Source organism: Curtobacterium sp. 179-B 9B NHS (genome assembly GCF_045370965.1).
In the GTDB taxonomy this organism is placed as follows: domain Bacteria; phylum Actinomycetota; class Actinomycetes; order Actinomycetales; family Microbacteriaceae; genus Curtobacterium.
This window is the reverse complement of record NZ_JBIQDQ010000014.1, coordinates 45,801-62,380: the sequence shown is the minus strand read 5'-3', so window position 1 is coordinate 62,380 and position 16,580 is coordinate 45,801. Positions and strand designations below refer to the sequence as shown.

Here is a 16,580-nt window from a genome sequence, read left to right as displayed (position 1 = left end):
CCGGCCGGTCCGCTCGGTAGCCGGCCGGTCCGCTCGGTATCCGGCCGGTCCGCTCGGTGTCCGGCTGGTCCGCTCGATGCCGAGCCGGACAGCGGGTTCGTCCTGTGGCGGTCGCTGCCGGGCGGGACGCGGACGGGAGGCCCGTGGCGGGGCCGCCACGGGCCTCCCGTCCGCCCCGCACCTGGGTTCAGCGGGCGGAGGACCCGCTGGCGAGGTCCTCGACCAGTGTCGGTCGGGTCGGGTTCCAGCCGAAGGCGGCGCGCGCGTGCGCGCCCGACGCCTCCTGGTGCAGCAGCAGGGCGTCCGCGTACGCGCGACCGAGCCGCTCCCGACTGTCGTCGGCACTCTCGGCGACGACCGGCGACCCGTGCGCGCCCGCTTCGGCGATCTCGCGCACGGTCGGGTTGTCACCGGTCGCGGCGACGACGTAGCCGTCCTGCTCCCCGCGCTGCACGGCGAGGACGTACAGTTCGCCGAGGTCGTCGACGTGCACCGTCGTCCACCGCTGTGACCCGTCGCCCACCAGCCGGACCTCGTGCTCCCCGTCGCCGACGAACATCGCCGGGATGCCCGCGCCACGGCCGTACACGATGCCCGGTGCGACGATCGTCGTCCGTGCGTCGCTCGCGCGAACCCGCGCCTCGATCGGGGCGCGCCACGCCGTGAGCTCCGGCGGGTCGACGGGCGACTGCTCCGAGATGTCGGTCGAGTCGCCGAACGTGAAGATGCCGCCCGTGTGCACGAACGGCTTCGACGTCCCCGAGAACGCCTCGGTCACCGTCGCCGTGAAGTCCGGGTCCACCGACTCGGCCGACGCGGTGTGGACGACGGCATCGCTCTCGTGCGCGAGTCGGCGCACGAGCTCGGTGTCGGACAGGTCGCCGACGACCGCCTGGCCGCCGGCGTCACGGACCGCCTGCGCCTTCTGGTCGGAACGGACGACCGCGGTGACCTGGTGCCCGTGGGCGAGGAGTGCGCGGAGGACTGATGACCCGATGTACCCGGATGCGCCGGTGAGGAAGACGTGCATGACGCAACCCAACCATGCCGCTCACGGCGTTGACCGGGTGCCCGTCGGAGGTGTGGACGGACGAGGGCTCGTGCGCGACCGTGCAGGGATCGGCAGTGCCGCGGCGGCACTAGTGGTCGAGGCTCCAGGCGCGTCGCTTCACCAGGATGTGCCCGCGCGACGTCGTCAAGCGGCTCCAGGGGCCGGTCTCGAACAGCCGGACCGGATCGTGCCCGAGGAAGCCGAGGCTCTCCCCCGCGAACCCGGCTGCTGCGGGGACGTGCTCGATCCCGGGGACGGGACGGCCCCAGACCTCGGCGCGGATGCGGCGGACGATGGCGTCACCGGCGTTCGACGGGACGGCGTCCGCGACCTCGGCGATCCCGTCGCGGGCAGCGCGGCGGAGCAGCTCCGGCGAGACATCGGGCAGCGGCACCCATCCCCCGCGGGGCGGCGAGATCGCGGCCCACGTCACGGTGTTCACCTCGTGCGGCAGCCCGACCTCGATCGGGGTCGGTCGCGTCGGGTCGGCACCGTCGGCACCGGCGGCGTCCTGTTCCTCGGCCAGCACACGGAGCCGCTCCCGCAGGGAGGCGAGCGGGACGACCGCGTCGATCGTCGCTGGCTCGGTCAGCGAGAAGGTGCGGAGACCGAGCACGGTCGGCAGCTCGTCGAGGAGCCCGACCGGGTAGAGGATCGCGGCGTAGACGGCGAGGACGCCGGAGTCGGCGATGAGCCGCACGGAGCCGTCCTCGATCCGGGCAGCGCGTCCGAGGTAGGTGCGGAGGTCGCCGAGCGAAGCGGCGTCGGGAAGCGTGAACGAGGTGCCCATGTCGACACCGATCCTACCGGCGACGGGTTCGTAGACTGCGGGGGTGAACGGCGAACCCGACTTCCTCAGCACCCTCCGCCTGCAGGACACCGGCGCGAGCACGGGCGAGACGATCCTCACCGGTGCCAGCCACTGGTCGCCCGGCGGCCGGGTCTTCGGCGGACAGGTGCTCGCGCAGTGCATCGTTGCCGCGCAGCACACGATCGAGGACCGCGACATCCACTCGATGCACGGGTACTTCCTGCGTCCCGGTGACATCGACGTGCCCATCACCTTCGCCGTCGAGCGCATCCACGACGGCCGCTCGTTCGCCACGCGCCGTGTCCAGGCCTACCAACGCGGTGTGCCGATCTTCTCGATGATCGCCTCCTTCCAGCGACCGGACGACGGACTCGAGCACCAGGACCCGTTCCCCGTCGGTACCCCCGATCCCGAGTCGTTGCCCTCGGCTGCGTCGATCCTGTCCGCGATCGACCACCCCGTGGCGCAGGCCTGGGCGGAACGCTCGATCGACCTGCGGCACGTCGAGGGCCCGGTGTTCGTCGACGTACAGGGCGAGCGCGTCCCGCACCAGGCGGTGTGGTTCCGCGTCGACGGTGACCTGCCGGAGGACCCGTCGCTGCACCGGGCCGTGCTCGGCTACGCGAGCGACATGTCGATCCTGGAGCCGATCATGCGGCGGCACGGCGTCGCCTGGGGCACGCCGGGAGTGAAGAGCGCGAGCCTCGACCACGCGATGTGGTGGCACCGCGACGGCCGTGCCGACGACTGGGTCCTGTACGCACAGGAGTCCCCGAGCGCCCAGGGCGGCCGGGGACTGGCGTTCGGGCGGATGTTCGCGCGCGACGGTCGGCTGCTGGCCTCGGTGGCGCAGGAGGGGATGCTGCGCGTGCCGCGCTGACGGCTGCCCTGCCCGCTCCTGGCGGACACACGGTGCCGCCCGTCCTGGCCGCCACGGGCTCGAGAACTGCGCCGGCGGTCCAGCCGGCTACGGGCTCGAGAACTGCGCCGGGGGTCCCGCCGCTACGGGCGGGAGAACTGCACGGGCGCTTCGACGAACGGCGCACAGGCGGCGCGCTCGGCCTCGGACAGGCGCCGAGGCCGGTTCGAGGCCGCGTCGACCATCACCAGGGCGGTCGTGGCGCGCGTGTAGAGCACCTGCGGCTCGACACCGACGGGTGACCAGATCTCGTACGACACGTCGATGCTCGCGCCACCGATGCGTCCGATCCACATCTGCACGTCGAGGGGCCGGCGCAGGTACGGGATCGATGCGAGGTACTCGAGACGTTGTGCAGCGATGACCGTCATCGTCCCGGAGCCGGGCCGGCCGTCGATGATCGGGTCCGGCAGGTCGTCCTCCGGCGCGACGTCGGCGGGGTCGTGGCCCCAGAACCCCGCGATGCGCGCCTCCTCGAGGAGGCGCAGCATCGCGGAGTTGTTGACGTGGCCGTACGCGTCGATGTCGCTCCACCGGATGCGGACGGGAGCGTGCAGCCTCGCCACGGGTCAGTCGCGGGTGAGCTTGCGGTACGTCGAGCGACCGGGCTTGTTCGCGTCCGGGCCGAGGCGCACGACCTTGTTCTCCTCGTAGGCCTCGAAGTTGCCCTCGAACCAGTACCAGTTCGGGGTGCCGTCCTCGTTCACGCCCTCCCACGCGAGGATGTGCGTCGCGATGCGGTCGAGGAACCACCGGTCGTGGGTGATGACCACGGCACAGCCGGGGAACTCGAGCAGGGCGTTCTCGAGGCTGCCGAGGGTCTCGACGTCGAGGTCGTTGGTCGGCTCGTCGAGGAGCAGGAGGTTGCCGCCCTGCTTGAGCGTGAGCGCCAGGTTCAGGCGGTTCCGCTCACCACCGGAGAGCACACCGGCCTTCTTCTGCTGGTCCGGGCCCTTGAACCCGAACTGCGAGACGTAGGCGCGGGACGGGATCTCGGTCTTGCCGACCTGGATGAAGTCCAGGCCGTCGGAGACGACCTCCCACAGGTTCTTGTTCGGGTCGATGCCGCCGCGGCTCTGGTCGACGTACGAGATGTCCACCGTGTCGCCGATCCGCAGCTGGCCGCCGTCGAGCGGCTCGAGGCCGACGATGGTCTTGAACAGCGTGGTCTTGCCGACGCCGTTCGGGCCGATGACCCCGACGATGCCGTTGCGGGGCAGCGTGAAGGACAGGCCGTCGATGATGACGCGCTCACCGAACTGCTTCTGGAGCTTCTCGGCGTCGATCACCTGCGAGCCCAGACGCGGGCCCACGGGGATGACGATCTCCTCGAAGTCGAGCTTCCGCGTGCGCTCGGCCTCGGCAGCCATCTCCTCGTACCGGGCGAGACGGGCCTTCGACTTCGCCTGGCGGCCCTTCGAGTTGCTCCGGACCCACTCGAGTTCGCTGGACAGACGCTTGGCGAGCTTGGCGTCCTTCTTGCCCTGGACCTCGAGACGCTCGCGCTTCTTCTCGAGGTAGGTCGAGTAGTTGCCCTCGTACGGGTACAGGCGGCCGCGGTCGACCTCGGCGATCCACTGTGCGACGTGGTCGAGGAAGTACCGGTCGTGCGTGACGGCGAGCACTGCACCGGGGTACTTCGACAGGTGCTGCTCGAGCCACAGCACGGACTCGGCGTCGAGGTGGTTGGTGGGCTCGTCGAGGAGGAGCAGGTCGGGCTTCTCGAGGAGCAGCTTGCAGAGCGCCACGCGGCGCTTCTCGCCACCCGAGAGGTTGGCGATCTGCGCGTCAGCCGGCGGGCACTGCAGCGCGTCCATGGCCTGCTCGAGCTGGGAGTCGAGGTCCCACGCGTCGGCCGCGTCGATCTCCTCCTGCAGGGTGCCCATCTCGGCCAGGAGGGCGTCGAAGTCGGCGTCCGGCTCCGCCATCAGCGCGGAGATCTCGTTGAAGCGGTCGAGCTTGCCCTTGATCGCACCGACGCCCATCTGGACGTTCTCGAGCACGGTCTTGGACTCGTCGAGCTCGGGCTCCTGCATGAGGATGCCGACGGAGAAGCCCGGCGTGAGCTTCGCCTCGCCGTTGGACGGCTGGTCGAGACCCGCCATGATCTTCAGGATCGTCGACTTGCCCGCGCCGTTCGGCCCCACGACGCCGATCTTGGCGCCGGGGATGAACGACATCGTGACGTCGTCGAGGATCAGCTTGTCGCCGACCGTCTTGCGGGCGCGGACCATCTGGTAGATGTACTCAGCCATATCGGCGCAAGTCTACTGACCCGGGCACGTCACCGCTCCCCCCTGCGCCGCGGCGCAGGGCTCGCGGGTCGGCGGCGCCGACAGGACCACGGTGGGGCGCGCGCCGAGGCGGCCGGCACCGGCAGGACGCGTGTGCCTCGCGCCGGGACGGCCGGCATGGGCAGGGTGCGGTTGTCGTGCGCCGCCGACGGTCCCGGTGATGAACCGTGCGACGACTCATGCGACGGCACGGGCGTCGGCGTCGGCGTCTGCTCCCGGCTCGGGCTCTCGGGATCCGGGCACGACCGGGGCGACCCCTCCGGCTGCCCGCGCGCCGCTGTCGCCCGGGTCGCCGCCGTGCGCGACGCCGTCGCCCGGGATGCCGTCGCGCAGGACGCCGCCGTCCCGGACGCCGTGGCGCGCCAGCACGGTCCCGTCTGCTGCCCCGGGCAGCGCATCGTCGCCGTCCCCGCCGAGCACGGGCGTCGCGTGGTCGTCCTCGGGCACCGTGCCCGTCACCTCGCCGGTGTCCGGGTCCACCGTCGGCACCCCCGGCGGCACCCCGGGACCCGCGTTGGAGTCGCCGACGTGCCGCGGGACGCGGATCCAGTTGCTGATGCCCCAGGCGAGGTCGTGCCCGATGCCGTCGGCGTCGATCTCGACCGCGGTCCCGTTCCGTCCGTCACGCTCCCAGGTGCGGATCCGGACGCGTCCGGTCACGAGGATGCGATCGCCCTTCTTCAGCGACTTGTGGACGTTCGCCGCGAGGGACCGGAAGGCGGTGACCGTGTACCAGTTCGTCGGACCGTTCGTCCATGACGACGTGCTGCGGTCCCAACGACGGGAGGGGGACGCCAGGCGCATGCTCGAGATGGCGATGCCGGTGTCGGTGACGAGGTGCCGGGGTTCGGTCGCGACGATGCCGCAGACGGTGATCGTGTCGTTCATGACTCGATCGTCTGCGAGCCCCGGGCCGCACTTGCGACCCGGGGCTCGATCTGTGAGCAGCCGACTCGTCGAGGTGGGCTGTGGAGGAAGACTCCCCCGAACCTCCGGGCTGGCGGGTCAGTGCGCGCGGAACTCGGGTCGGTCGGCGAGAGGCCCGAGCGCCGCGTGGACCGCACCCTTCGCGGTCTCCAGCGACGGGTAGGTCCCGCCTCGGCCCCGTCGACCGTAGAGCTCGACGTGGAAGCCGTCCGACGCGCGGCGGATGCTCCCGACCGCGCCCGCCGGACCGACGGCCACCCAGGTCCCGGTGTTGTCCATCATCGTTCGACCACCTCCTCGTGGCCCCGACGTCCGTGCCTCAGGACGCCAGGATGTACTGACTGTAGGCCTTGCGGACCTTGTTCACCTTGGGCAGCGCGACCGCGAGGCAGTAGCCCTGACCGGGGTTCTTCGCGAAGAAGTCCTGGTGGTGCTCCTCCGCACGGAAGAACGTACCGAGCGGCTCGATCGTCGTCACGATCCCGCCGTCCCAGATGTCCGCAGCGCGCTGCACCGCGTGCTCGAACAGCGCTCGCTGCTCGTCGTCCGCCGGGAACATCGCCGAGCGGTACTGGGTGCCGACGTCCGCGCCCTGGCGGTTCAGCTGCCGCGGGTCGTGGAGCGTGAAGAAGACGTCGAGGACGACGTCGGCGGGGATGACCGACTCGTCGAAGGTCACCGCGACCGCCTCGGCGTGACCGGTCGCACCGGTGCAGACCGCTTCGTACGTCGGGTCCTCGACCACGCCGCCGGTGTAGCCCGACACCACGTCCTGCACACCCTGCAACGTGCGGTACACCGCGTCGAGGCACCAGAAGCATCCACCTGCGAGCACGAACGTCGTCATGCGCGCCACCGTACCCTCCTGCGCTCACGGAACACGGGGCCGGGGTACGTCTCCTGCACAGCATCGCCCTCGCCGTGAGCGCTCCCCTGACGCCACTGCACGGCCGTGGAGTGTCAGTGGTCAGCCGTACCGTCGAGGCAACGAAGACCACGACGAACCAGCAGGAGGCACCCGTGCAGACCAGCACCGAACCAGCGTTCCGGATCCGTTCCACGCCGGTCGCACGCAGCCGTGGCGACCTGCGCGTGCTCGACGTGCGGGACGACCTCAGCCGGGTCACCCGCACCAACGGCGAGATCGTCGGGTACGTCGACCGCGTGGACGTCGCGGGCGGCACGGCCTACCGCGCCCGTCGCTACGTGGCGGTCGAGCGACGGTTCGTCGAGCTGCCGAACGTGTGGTCGGCGGACGACGCCGTCGACTGCCTGCGCTGGGGCTGACCAGCCGCCCGCGCACTTCGACCGCGCCGCTCGAAGGAACACCGCTGCGCGTGAGCGAACGCCGCCCCGATCGACGGAGCGCAGCCCGGCTCGACGGAGCGCAGCCCGGCTCGACGGAACGCCGTCCGACCTCCGCGGTTCTGCGTCGCACGCTGCGTAGGGTTCGCCCATGGACTGGTGGAACGACCTGACCGACTGGACGGCATCCGACGAGGGATGGCGCGTGCTGTCCGGCGCGATCATCCCCTTCGTCGCGATCGTCGTCGCCGGAGTGATCGCCGCGCTGATCGGACGCGCGGCAACGAAGCGCGTCGTCGCGCTCCACGACCGCGAGAGCCGGAACGCAGCGGTGGCGGGCGTGGTCACCGCGGCGCGCAAGGCCTCACGCTGGGGAGCACTCGGACACGAGGAACGTGCCTACGCCGACCACCTCGCCGAGGACGCCGACGTGCGGCTGCGCCTCCTGCCGGTGAGCGGTGCTCCGCTGGCCGCCGACTGGGTGCAGCACGAGATCGCCGACATCAAGCGGAACTCCTCGACCTTCACCTCGCAGGCAGACCAGTCGCTCGGCGAACTCCGCGACCGTCTGCTCGAGTGGAACGGCAAGCCAGGTCGCGCGAAGAAGCTGTTCAAGGCCGATCTCGAACGCTGGAAGTTCGACTCCCCGGACCCCGACGCCGACCTCATCGCCCGCCAGCAGGACTGGAACGCCGGTCAGCAGCAGCAGCGGTCGGCCGAGGCAGACGCCGGCACGGCCCCGTCGCGCCTGACGCCGACCACCACCTCGCTCCGTCCTGCGCCGCAGCAGTCTCCCGTCGGTTCCCCTGCGGCCGCGACGTCGGCGGGCCGCACCTCGGGTCCGACCGTTGCGCCGGCGGTCGACCAGGACGCCACCACCCCCATCGACGACGTCCGAGGTGCTGCCGACAACCGGACGCGCCCCTACGGCGACCGCGAGACGGTCCAGCTCGACGGCACGCCGGTCCGCCCTCCGCTCGGGTCGCCGATCGCGTCGGCGCGTCCGGGGAGCGGCACGACTCCGAGCGCTCGGAACGACCTCGGCTCGCACAGCGACGACTCCTCGGACTCCGGCGAGGTCGACGTGACCGATCGTGGCGGTGATGCCCGCTCCGACGACCGGCCGACCTCCGCGCCCCGGGTCGCGAGCCCGACGTCGGCTGACGCCCACGTGAACCGTGCCGCAGCGTCAGCGACCGGGCTCGACCGGCCCGGGGCGGCGAACGCGACGCCGGGTGCTCGAGAGGACGACGACGCCTCGCCCTACACCCAGCCCATCAGCGCGAGCGAGCTGCGACGCCGAGCAGCCGAGGACGACTGAGACCTCCCCCGTTCGACGAGAGGCCGCCATCCCGACGGATGGCGGCCTCTCGTCGCGTGTGCCCCCGGCAGGAATCGAACCCGCGACACGGAGGGTAGAAACCACCTGCTCTATCCACTGAGCTACGGAGGCGAGCGGCGACGATTCTACCGCCGTCGGTCGTCGGGGCGCTGCACTGCCACGCACGAGGCCGGTGCTCGGCGATCGCCCCCCGACTGCTCCGTTAGTCCCGAGCGGGCGGAAGGGGTGCGGCGCGTGCCGCCGGTGAGCACGAAGAGCCCGCCCGCCGGGGTCGCACCGGTCAGCCCGGACGACCGACGCACCGAGCGGGCGGAACCGGTCCGTTCGGCTCCACTGGACAGCAGGGAACGCCCGCTCGCGCGGAGAAGCCCGGCAGCCCGGACGACCGGCGCACCCAGCGGGCGGAACCGGTCCGTTCAGCTCCACTGGACAGCAGGGAACGCCCGCTCGCGCGAGGGCGCGCGCTGCCGGCGCGACCGACGTGGCGGACATGCACCGCGCCTCCTGGCCGAGCACGGCTCCACGGTGACCGGACGAGGCGGACGTGACCCGTGCCTCCCGACCGGGTCCGCTCAGAGCGCCTTCGCGACCGCCACCAGCAGCTGGTCCCGCGAGGGGACGCCCGGCGAACGGAAGACCTCGGCACCGTCGTCCCGACGCACGATGATCGTGGGGGTCGAACGGATGCCGAGGTCCTCTGCAGTGTCAGGGTGTGCCGCGACGTCGCGTTCGGTGACCCGGAGCCCGGGGACGAGCGCCGCTGCCTCACCGCTCACACGGCGGGCGGCTGCGCACGGGGCGCAGAAGGCGGAGGTCCAGAGGTCGAGCTGCACGGGACGGTGCAACGTGCGCGGCGCGCGATCTACTCCCGGTCGAACTCGCCGCTGCGGTCCCCGCGGTCCTGCAGGTCGTCGACCGGATCGGAGTCCGCGGCGTCGTACTCGTACTCGACCGAGGTCTGGTCGAGCACCTGACGGGTCTTGGTGGCCTTGTAGGCGAAGGCCGTCTGCAGGCCCTCGACGTCCGCGTACACCGTGACCTCGTCGTCGACCGCGTCGCTCGTGGCGGTGCGGGTGTCGGTCGTGCCGTCGAAGGGACCGCCGTGGAAGATCGCGGTGTACTCGTCGCCCTCGTGGATGGTGATGTCGCTCATGCGTCCCTTCTACCAGGAGCGCCCTGTTGACGGATGCATAGCACTGCTATATAGTTCAGACATGGAAGCATCGCGGGCGCAGGCGCTGGAGACGCTGATCATCTCGGTCAACCGCTTGGTCCGTGCTGCGGCGCAGGCCTCCGGCGACGCCACCTCGGCCGCGGTCTGGCGCACGCTCGGCATCCTCGAGACCGAGCAGCCGCTGCGCCTCGGTGAGCTCGCCGCCGCGTCCCGTGTGGCACAGCCCACGATGACCCGGATCGTCGCCGGCATGCTCACCGACGGTCTGCTCTCGCGCACCGTCGACCCCGACGACTCACGCGGACAGCTCATCGAGCTCACCGACGCAGGGCGCGAGCGGCTCGCCACCTGGCGCGCAACGATCGCCGACTCCGTCGGACCGGTCTTCGCTGACCTCGACGACGACGACTGGGACGTCCTGCGCGACGCCGCCGCCATCATCGCCTCGCGCACCACCACGAACCCCACCAGAACGGAGATCCACGCGTGAACGCCCACGCACCCGCTGCGTCCGGCAGCATCCTCAAGCAGTCGTCCGCCGTCTGGGCGATCGCGTTCGCCTGCGTCGTCGCCTTCATGGGCATCGGCCTGGTCGACCCGATCCTCCCCGCGATCGCGACGTCGCTGCACGCCACCGCCGCGCAGACCGAACTGCTCTTCACGAGCTACCTCGCGGTCACCGGCGTCGCCATGTTCTTCACCAGCTGGGTGTCGAGCCGCATCGGTGCGAAGAACACCCTGCTCATCGGGCTCGCGCTCATCGTGGTCTTCTCGGTGCTCGCAGCGACCTCGGGCAGCGTGTGGAACATCATCGGCTTCCGCGCCGGTTGGGGCCTGGGCAACGCGCTCTTCATCTCCACCGCACTCGCGACCATCGTCGGTGCAGCGTCCGGCGGCACCGCGTCGGCGATCATCCTCTACGAGGCAGCGCTCGGCCTCGGCATCGCCGTCGGGCCCCTGGTCGGCGGACTGCTCGGGTCGGTGAGCTGGCGCGGTCCCTTCTTCGGCGTCACCACCCTGATGGCGATCGCGTTCATCGCCGTCGTCGCGCTGCTCAAGACCTCCGGACTCGAGAAGCCCACGCCGACGAAGCTCTCGGCACCGTTCCGCGCCCTCGGACAGCCGGCGCTCGCGGCCCTCGCGGTGACCGCGCTCTTCTACAACATCGGCTTCTTCGTGCTGCTCGCGTACACGCCGTTCCCGCTCGGCTTCGGCGCACTCGGCATCGGTTTCACCTTCTTCGGGTGGGGTGTCGGGCTCGCGATCACCTCCGTGTGGGTCGCCCCGATGCTGACCGCGCGCATGCGCCGCACGACCGTGCTGAAGATCGCGCTGCCGCTCCTCGCCCTCGACCTGTTCGCCGCGGCGGTCGTCGTGACCTCGCAGGCCGGGCTCATCATCTGCGTGGTCATCGGCGGCCTCGTGCTCGGTGTCCTCAACACGGTGCTCACCGAGTGCGTGATGGAGGCGACGGACCTCCCCCGCTCGGTGGCATCGAGCGCGTACTCCGCGGTGCGCTTCATCGGCGGTGCGATCGCCCCGCCCGTCGCGACGCTGCTCGCCGACTCGTTCTCGCCGTCGGCGGCCTACGTGTTCGCCGGGGTCTCGGTGGCGGTCGCGTTCGTGGTCGTGGTGCTGACCACCAAGGTGCTGCGGCGGGTCGACGACGGGGCCGAGCCGGAGCGTGTCGAGGCAGAGGCGATCTCGGCGGGCGAGATGGTCTGAGTCGACACGAGCGCGGGTGGGCGGTGAGCCCGCTCGCGCTCGGTGCGAGCGCGGGTGGGCGATGAGCCCGCTCGCGCTCGGTGCGAGCGCGGGTGGGCGATGAGCCTGCTCGCGCTCGGTGCGCTTCGCTGCGGGCGAGGGCTGCGGTCGGGACTCCGGTCCGGTCGCGGGTCTCGCCCGTTCGTCATGTGCGGACGCGCGTGGGCGAGTGGATGGAGATCCAGGGGTGGACCCCTCGGGCGCACGGGGGGGGTCCTCGGGGCCGAGTGCGCTCGGCAGGCCGCGCGAGCGGGCAGGACGCGCCGGGCCGGCGCCGTCCGCCCGACCGGTTCCGCCCGCTGGGCAACCGGAGGACGGGCTGGAGCGGACCGTCTGACGCGGGTCGAGCCTCCAGACCGGTGGTGAGGGCAGCCGCGTGAACGCGAGCGGGCGGAAGGCGCGCCGTGATGATCGCCCGGTCGACGATTCCGCCCGCCCGCCTGGATCGGCCGACCGGGAGGCGCGCCGTGACAGCGCAGGGACGGCCCAGTCGCCAGCGGGCGGATCCTGCCGCCGTTCCGGATCGCGGCTGCGGGTTCCGCCCACTCACGGATCGACCGGGAGGCACGGTGCACGTCGAGCCGCACCGCGCGCCGCGAGCGGGCGGATCCTGCCGCCGTTCCGGATCGCGGCTGCCGGTTCCGCCCGCTCACGGACCGACCGGGAGGCACGGCCCACCTGGATCCGGACCGCGCGCGCCGCGAGCGGGCGGATCCTGCAGACGGGTCGTCTCGCGGCGGCGGGTTCCGTCCGCTCGGCCAGGAGCAGCCGTGCGGCCACAGCGCCCCGGCGTCGCCTCGAGCGGAGCCGGCACGGTGCCGACCGTGATCGCTCCACAGCCTCGGGACCCGGCGCGGGAGCGTCACCCGTCCGGAATAGGATCGAGGACATGGCAACTGCGAACGACCGCCTCGTCTGGATCGACTGCGAGATGACCGGCCTCGACGTCGAGGTCGACCAACTCGTCGAGGTGGCCGTCGTCGTCACGGACTTCGACCTCGTCCCGGTGCACCCCGGGTTCGACATCGTGATCAAGCCCGACCAGTCGGCGCTCGACAACATGAACGAGTTCGTCACGAACATGCACGCGACTTCGGGCCTCGCCGAGGCGATCCCGGACGGTGTCTCGCTGGCGGACGCCGAGTACCAGGTGCTCGAGTACATCCTCCAGCACGTCCCGGCCGAGGGCAGCGCGCCGCTGGCCGGCAACACGATCGGCACGGACCGCGCCTTCCTGTCGAAGTACATGCCCCGCGTCGACGGGCACCTGCACTACCGCAGCGTCGACGTGTCGAGCATCAAGGAGCTCTGCCGCCGCTGGTTCCCGCGCGTGTACTTCAACGCGCCGGAGAAGCACGGCGGCCACCGTGCCCTCGCGGACATCCTCGAGTCGATCCGCGAGCTCGAGTACTACCGTCGCGCCGGCTTCATCCCGGAGCCGGGCCCGACGACCGAGGACGTCCGCGCCGTCGCGGCCGAGGTGGTCGAGAAGTGGGAGCCGCGGCTCGGGCAGCCCACGGCGGAGTAGCGACACGCCTGGTCGTCGCGGCCTCCGGCATGTACTACTATTGAGTGGTCGCGCCGGTCAGCCGGTTCGGACGTGGTGGATATAGCTCAGTTGGTAGAGCGCCTGGTTGTGGTCTAGGAGGTCGCGGGTTCGAGACCCGTTATTCACCCCAGAAGTCGAAGGCCCCGTCCCGCAGGACGGGGCCTTCGCAGTTCTCGGATGGTCGTGTGCCACCATCGAGTCCGTGATGGAGATGTCCGCCGACGAGTTCGAGCAGCTCGTGACCGACGAGCTCGACCGGCTGCCCGACGAGATGGTCGACGGGCTGGACAACGTGGTGTTCGTCGTCGAGGACGAGCCGGAGGACGGCTCCGACCTGTTCGGGTACTACGACGGGGTCGCCGCGACCGAGCGCGGGCAGTACGGGTTCGGTGAGCTCCCCGACCGGATCGTGGTGTTCCGGAAGCAGCACCTCGAGGAGTGCGACACCGTCGAGGATCTCCGGGACGAGGTGCACACCACGCTCGTCCACGAGATCGGGCACTTCTACGGCATCGACGACGCTCGGTTGCACGAGCTCGGCTGGGCGTAGAGGCGCCCCGCTGCCGGCTGTCGGCTCCGGCTCCCGCTGAGCCGAGACTCGCGCTGGCGGACGGTTTCGCGGCTCCGAAGACGCGAACGTGTCCGCGGGGCCGAGACTCGCGCTGGCGGCACGCGCGGCGCCCTCAGAACCGCGTCGGCCCCACCTCGTGGTACCGCTCCCACGCGTCCACCGGCCCCCGCCCGTGCAGCACGTACTCCCCCACGAGTCGCTCCTTGTAGACGGCAGGGTTGTGCGACGCCACCACCCGGGCGTTCCTCCAGTGCCGGTCGAGCGCCCGCGTCCGGTCGGCCGCCGAGGCCCCACCGACCTCGAACAACTCCGTGGCCGCCTGCAGCACCCGCGGCCCGACCTCGACCTGCGCCTGGTAGACGGCGTTCTCGGCGGCATCGAGCAGTGCGTGGTCGACGCCCACCCCGGGCTCGTTCGTCGCCACGACCCCGTCGAGCAGCCCTGCCGCCGCGACGACGAGCGACCGCGCGGTGAACGCCCCCGCCGACAGCCGTCCGAGCACGGCCAGCACCTGCGGGTCCTCCCCCGGTACGGCGGCGTTCGCGTGGATGTACGTGCGGGTCCGCGGCCGGACGAACGCCACGGCGTCGTCGACGACGGCCTGTCCGATCCCGGCGAGGACCGCCAGCAGGTACAGCTGGTAGAAGGCCTGGATGTGCGAGAGCGGCGCGTCCCGGTACGCGGAGACGACCGACTCGTCGACCGCGACGCCGTCGAAGACGGTCGTCCCCGAAGCGGTGAGGCGCTGCCCGAAGCCGTCCCAGTCGTCGACGCCGGTCACACCCGGTGCACCGGTCGGCACGGCGAAGGTCACCCGCTCGCCGTCGCGGTCGGCCGCCAGGTAGATCCAGTCGGCGTAGAGCGTGCCGGTCGAGTAGAACTTCCGCCCGTCGAGCCGCCACGTGCCGGAGTCGTCGGGAGCGACGGTCGTCGAGATGTCCGCCAGCGTCGTGCCGGTCCGCTCCGAGGTCGCGTTCCCCACGATCGCCCCGTCGACGATGCGCTGGAGCCACTCGTCCCGAGCGGGCGAGTCCGGACGCAGGAGCACGAGCTCCGTGTACCCGAAGTGTCCCCGCCACAGGTGCGCGATGTTCGAGTCCGCCGCCGCGAGGTCCGCCACCAGGTGCGCGAGCTCGACGAGCGTCACGCCGAAGCCACCGCGTTCCTCGGGCACGCGCAGCCGCCCGAAGCCCGCGTCCGCCAGCGCGCGCACCTCGGCGTGCGGGAGGTCGCGGTCGCCAGGGGTGCCGGACGCCAGCTCGCGCGCGACCGCGCCCTCGCGGATCGCCTCGACGACCGGCGCGAAGCGCGCACGCAGGACTGCGAGACGGTCGGCCGGGAGGCGCGGCTCACCCCCGGCGCTCACTGTCACGTCCTCCGGACGGTCGCTCGGGAGGCCCGGCGCACCCCCGGCGCTCGTCGTCACGTCCGTCATGCGGTCACCTCCACGGCGTCGCGCGCCTCGTCCGCACCGGTCCCGGCCGCGCCGCCGGAGAACGCGCCGCGCCACCGCCTCGCCGGGTGCGAGTCGGGCAGCTGCGCGTGGCCGAAGAGCTTCTCGCGGAGGGTGCCCTCCCGGTACTCCGACTGCATGAGTCCGCGCTCCTGCAGGGTCGGCGCGATGTGGTCGACGAACTCCTCGTACGAGCCGGGCAGCGTCCAGTTGATGACGTTCACGCCGTCGACCCCGACCCGCTGCCACGCGGCGAGCTCGTCCGCGATCTGCTCGGGCGTCCCGACGACCCGTGCGCGGAGCTTGGCGGAGAGCCGGGCGAGGTCGGCGATGGTCGGCTCGCGGTCGCCGGCGGCCTCGCGGAGCCACTGCAGGTGCGACTGCCCGGCCTGGGTCCGGACCTCGGACAGCGGCGTCGCCGGGTCGAGCGGCTCGCCGGTGTCCGGGTCGAAGCCGAGGTTCGAGTGCACGAGGAAGCCGTCGGCGGCCAGGTACTCGTCGATCTCCGCTTCCTTCGCCTTCGCCTCGGCCTCGGTGGATCCCGTGACGAAGGTCAGGCCGAGGAAGAACGCGATGTCCTCGCGGCGTCGGCCCACGGCGGCAGCGAGGTCGCGGGTCTCGCGGATGAGCTGCTCGGTGGCGTCCCGGTTCGAGGTGAGGATGAACTGCGCCTCGGCGTTCCGCGCGGCGAAGGCCCGGCCGGCCGGCGAGGACCCGGCCTGGAACAACACGGGCGTCCGCTGGGGCGAGGGCGCGCTGAGGTGCGGCCCCTGCACGTCGTACCGCTTGCCGTGGTGGTCGATGCGGTGCACCAGCTCCGGGTCCGCGTAGCCGCGCACCGGGTCCTTGAGCACGGCACCGTCCTCCCACGACCCCTCCCACAGCTTGGCGCAGACCTCGAGGTACTCCTCGGCCCAGGCGTAGCGCTCGTCGTGCTCCTCGAGCCGGTCGGCGCCGAAGTTCCGGGCGGCGCTGTCGAGGGCGCTCGTCACGACGTTCCACCCGATGCGGCCGCGGGTGATGTGGTCGAGCGTCGACACCTTGCGGGCGAAGTCGAACGGGTGCGCCTGGATGACGCTCGAGGTGAACGCCAGGCCGAGGTGCTCGGTCGACACGGCGAGCGCGGAGAGCAGCACGGACGGGTCGTTCGAGGGGATCTGCAGCCCCTCGCGGAGGTTCGTCGCGTAGTCGCCGCGGGCGGGGCCGTACGTGCCGACGACGTCCGCGAAGAACATCGCGTCGAACTTCCCGCGCTCGAGCGTCCGGGCGAGGTCGGTCCACAGTGTGACGTCGTCGAAGTCCGCCTGCCGGGCGTCCGGGTGCCGCCAGAGGCCGTGCTGGATGTGCGACGTCGTGTTCATGACGAAGGCCGCGAAGCGCAGCGGACGGGTCGGTGCATCGCTCATGCCCCCCATGGTGT

Annotated in this window: 18 protein-coding genes and 2 tRNA genes; 8 read left to right on the top strand and 12 right to left on the bottom strand. The window is 71.7% G+C overall.

Going from position 1 to position 16,580, the window contains the following annotated elements; genetic code table 11:
• Positions 1–187: 187 nt before the first annotated feature.
• Both ACH0A8_RS12310 and ACH0A8_RS12305 read right to left on the bottom strand, forming a co-directional pair.
• Positions 188–1,030 carry an NAD(P)H-binding protein gene (locus tag ACH0A8_RS12310; protein ID WP_066653078.1) on the bottom strand — a complete coding sequence of 281 codons (843 nt, stop codon included), beginning with the start codon at positions 1,028–1,030 and terminating at the stop codon, positions 188–190.
• Positions 1,031–1,139: 109 nt separating this feature from the next.
• Positions 1,140–1,841: a hypothetical protein gene (locus ACH0A8_RS12305; RefSeq protein ID WP_271825956.1), complete on the bottom strand. Its 702-nt coding sequence runs from the start codon at positions 1,839–1,841 to the stop codon at positions 1,140–1,142.
• A 43-nt stretch (positions 1,842–1,884) separates the two neighbouring features.
• Here ACH0A8_RS12305 and ACH0A8_RS12300 point away from each other — a divergent pair, with 43 nt between their 5' ends.
• Positions 1,885–2,742: an acyl-CoA thioesterase II gene (locus ACH0A8_RS12300; RefSeq protein ID WP_209683497.1), complete on the top strand. Its 858-nt coding sequence runs from the start codon at positions 1,885–1,887 to the stop codon at positions 2,740–2,742.
• Positions 2,743–2,864: 122 nt separating this feature from the next.
• Here ACH0A8_RS12300 and ACH0A8_RS12295 read toward each other — a convergent pair whose 3' ends face one another.
• The 5 genes from ACH0A8_RS12295 to msrA form a co-directional block, all read right to left on the bottom strand.
• Positions 2,865–3,347 carry a thioesterase family protein gene (locus tag ACH0A8_RS12295; RefSeq protein ID WP_251154763.1) on the bottom strand — a complete coding sequence of 161 codons (483 nt, stop codon included), beginning with the start codon at positions 3,345–3,347 and terminating at the stop codon, positions 2,865–2,867.
• Between the two features lie 3 nt (positions 3,348–3,350).
• On the bottom strand, positions 3,351–5,036 hold the full coding sequence (gene ettA, locus ACH0A8_RS12290) for an energy-dependent translational throttle protein EttA (protein ID WP_400427699.1): 1,686 nt from the start codon (positions 5,034–5,036) through the stop codon (positions 3,351–3,353).
• A 216-nt stretch (positions 5,037–5,252) separates the two neighbouring features.
• Positions 5,253–5,963, bottom strand: coding sequence for a single-stranded DNA-binding protein (locus ACH0A8_RS12285; protein WP_251154762.1), 711 nt, complete (start codon positions 5,961–5,963; stop codon positions 5,253–5,255).
• 117 nt (positions 5,964–6,080) lie between these two features.
• On the bottom strand, positions 6,081–6,284 hold the full coding sequence (locus ACH0A8_RS12280) for a hypothetical protein (RefSeq protein ID WP_081984725.1): 204 nt from the start codon (positions 6,282–6,284) through the stop codon (positions 6,081–6,083).
• A gap of 37 nt (positions 6,285–6,321) precedes the next feature.
• A complete protein-coding gene (gene msrA, locus ACH0A8_RS12275; protein WP_066653055.1) occupies positions 6,322–6,849 on the bottom strand; it encodes a peptide-methionine (S)-S-oxide reductase MsrA in 528 nt (175 codons plus the stop codon).
• Between the two features lie 116 nt (positions 6,850–6,965).
• Between msrA and ACH0A8_RS12270 the strand changes: the two genes are divergently transcribed.
• Together ACH0A8_RS12270 and ACH0A8_RS12265 are read left to right on the top strand one after the other, a co-directional pair.
• Complete coding sequence (locus ACH0A8_RS12270; protein ID WP_066653053.1) at positions 6,966–7,289, top strand: hypothetical protein; 324 nt, start codon at positions 6,966–6,968, stop codon at positions 7,287–7,289.
• 169 nt (positions 7,290–7,458) lie between these two features.
• The gene (locus ACH0A8_RS12265) at positions 7,459–8,628 is read left to right on the top strand and encodes a hypothetical protein (protein ID WP_406907287.1); all 1,170 of its coding nucleotides are present in this window, start codon (positions 7,459–7,461) and stop codon (positions 8,626–8,628) included.
• Positions 8,629–8,687: 59 nt separating this feature from the next.
• Here ACH0A8_RS12265 and ACH0A8_RS12260 read toward each other — a convergent pair.
• The 3 genes from ACH0A8_RS12260 to ACH0A8_RS12250 all read right to left on the bottom strand — a co-directional run bounded on the left by ACH0A8_RS12260 (position 8,688) and on the right by ACH0A8_RS12250 (position 9,802).
• Positions 8,688–8,760: transfer RNA gene (locus tag ACH0A8_RS12260), tRNA-Arg, on the bottom strand.
• 461 nt (positions 8,761–9,221) lie between these two features.
• Entirely contained in the window at positions 9,222–9,482 is a 261-nt protein-coding gene (locus tag ACH0A8_RS12255; protein ID WP_066653047.1) for a co-chaperone YbbN, read from the bottom strand.
• A 29-nt stretch (positions 9,483–9,511) separates the two neighbouring features.
• The gene (locus ACH0A8_RS12250; RefSeq protein ID WP_066653044.1) at positions 9,512–9,802 is read right to left on the bottom strand and encodes a hypothetical protein; all 291 of its coding nucleotides are present in this window, start codon (positions 9,800–9,802) and stop codon (positions 9,512–9,514) included.
• 61 nt (positions 9,803–9,863) lie between these two features.
• Here ACH0A8_RS12250 and ACH0A8_RS12245 point away from each other — a divergent pair, with 61 nt between their 5' ends.
• From ACH0A8_RS12245 to ACH0A8_RS12225, 5 genes are all read left to right on the top strand, one after another.
• Positions 9,864–10,313, top strand: a complete 450-nt coding sequence (locus ACH0A8_RS12245) for a MarR family winged helix-turn-helix transcriptional regulator (RefSeq protein ID WP_400339350.1) — start codon at positions 9,864–9,866, stop codon at positions 10,311–10,313.
• A complete protein-coding gene (locus tag ACH0A8_RS12240; protein ID WP_066653039.1) occupies positions 10,310–11,548 on the top strand; it encodes an MFS transporter in 1,239 nt (412 codons plus the stop codon). Before ACH0A8_RS12245 ends, ACH0A8_RS12240 begins: the two co-directional genes overlap by 4 nt.
• Before the next feature lie 928 nt (positions 11,549–12,476).
• Entirely contained in the window at positions 12,477–13,115 is a 639-nt protein-coding gene (gene orn, locus ACH0A8_RS12235) for an oligoribonuclease (RefSeq protein ID WP_066653036.1), read from the top strand.
• Positions 13,116–13,190: 75 nt separating this feature from the next.
• A tRNA-His gene (locus ACH0A8_RS12230) sits at positions 13,191–13,266 on the top strand.
• 75 nt (positions 13,267–13,341) lie between these two features.
• Entirely contained in the window at positions 13,342–13,686 is a 345-nt protein-coding gene (locus ACH0A8_RS12225) for a metallopeptidase family protein (protein ID WP_251154855.1), read from the top strand.
• Positions 13,687–13,819: 133 nt separating this feature from the next.
• On the opposite strand, the gene ACH0A8_RS12220 is transcribed toward ACH0A8_RS12225, so the two are convergent.
• Both ACH0A8_RS12220 and ACH0A8_RS12215 read right to left on the bottom strand, forming a co-directional pair.
• A complete protein-coding gene (locus ACH0A8_RS12220; RefSeq protein ID WP_406907286.1) occupies positions 13,820–15,073 on the bottom strand; it encodes an acyl-CoA dehydrogenase family protein in 1,254 nt (417 codons plus the stop codon).
• Between the two features lie 65 nt (positions 15,074–15,138).
• Positions 15,139–16,566 (bottom strand): LLM class flavin-dependent oxidoreductase, encoded by a 1,428-nt coding sequence (locus ACH0A8_RS12215; protein WP_066653028.1) that lies wholly within the window; start codon positions 16,564–16,566, stop codon positions 15,139–15,141.
• Between the last annotated feature and the right edge of the window lie 14 nt (positions 16,567–16,580).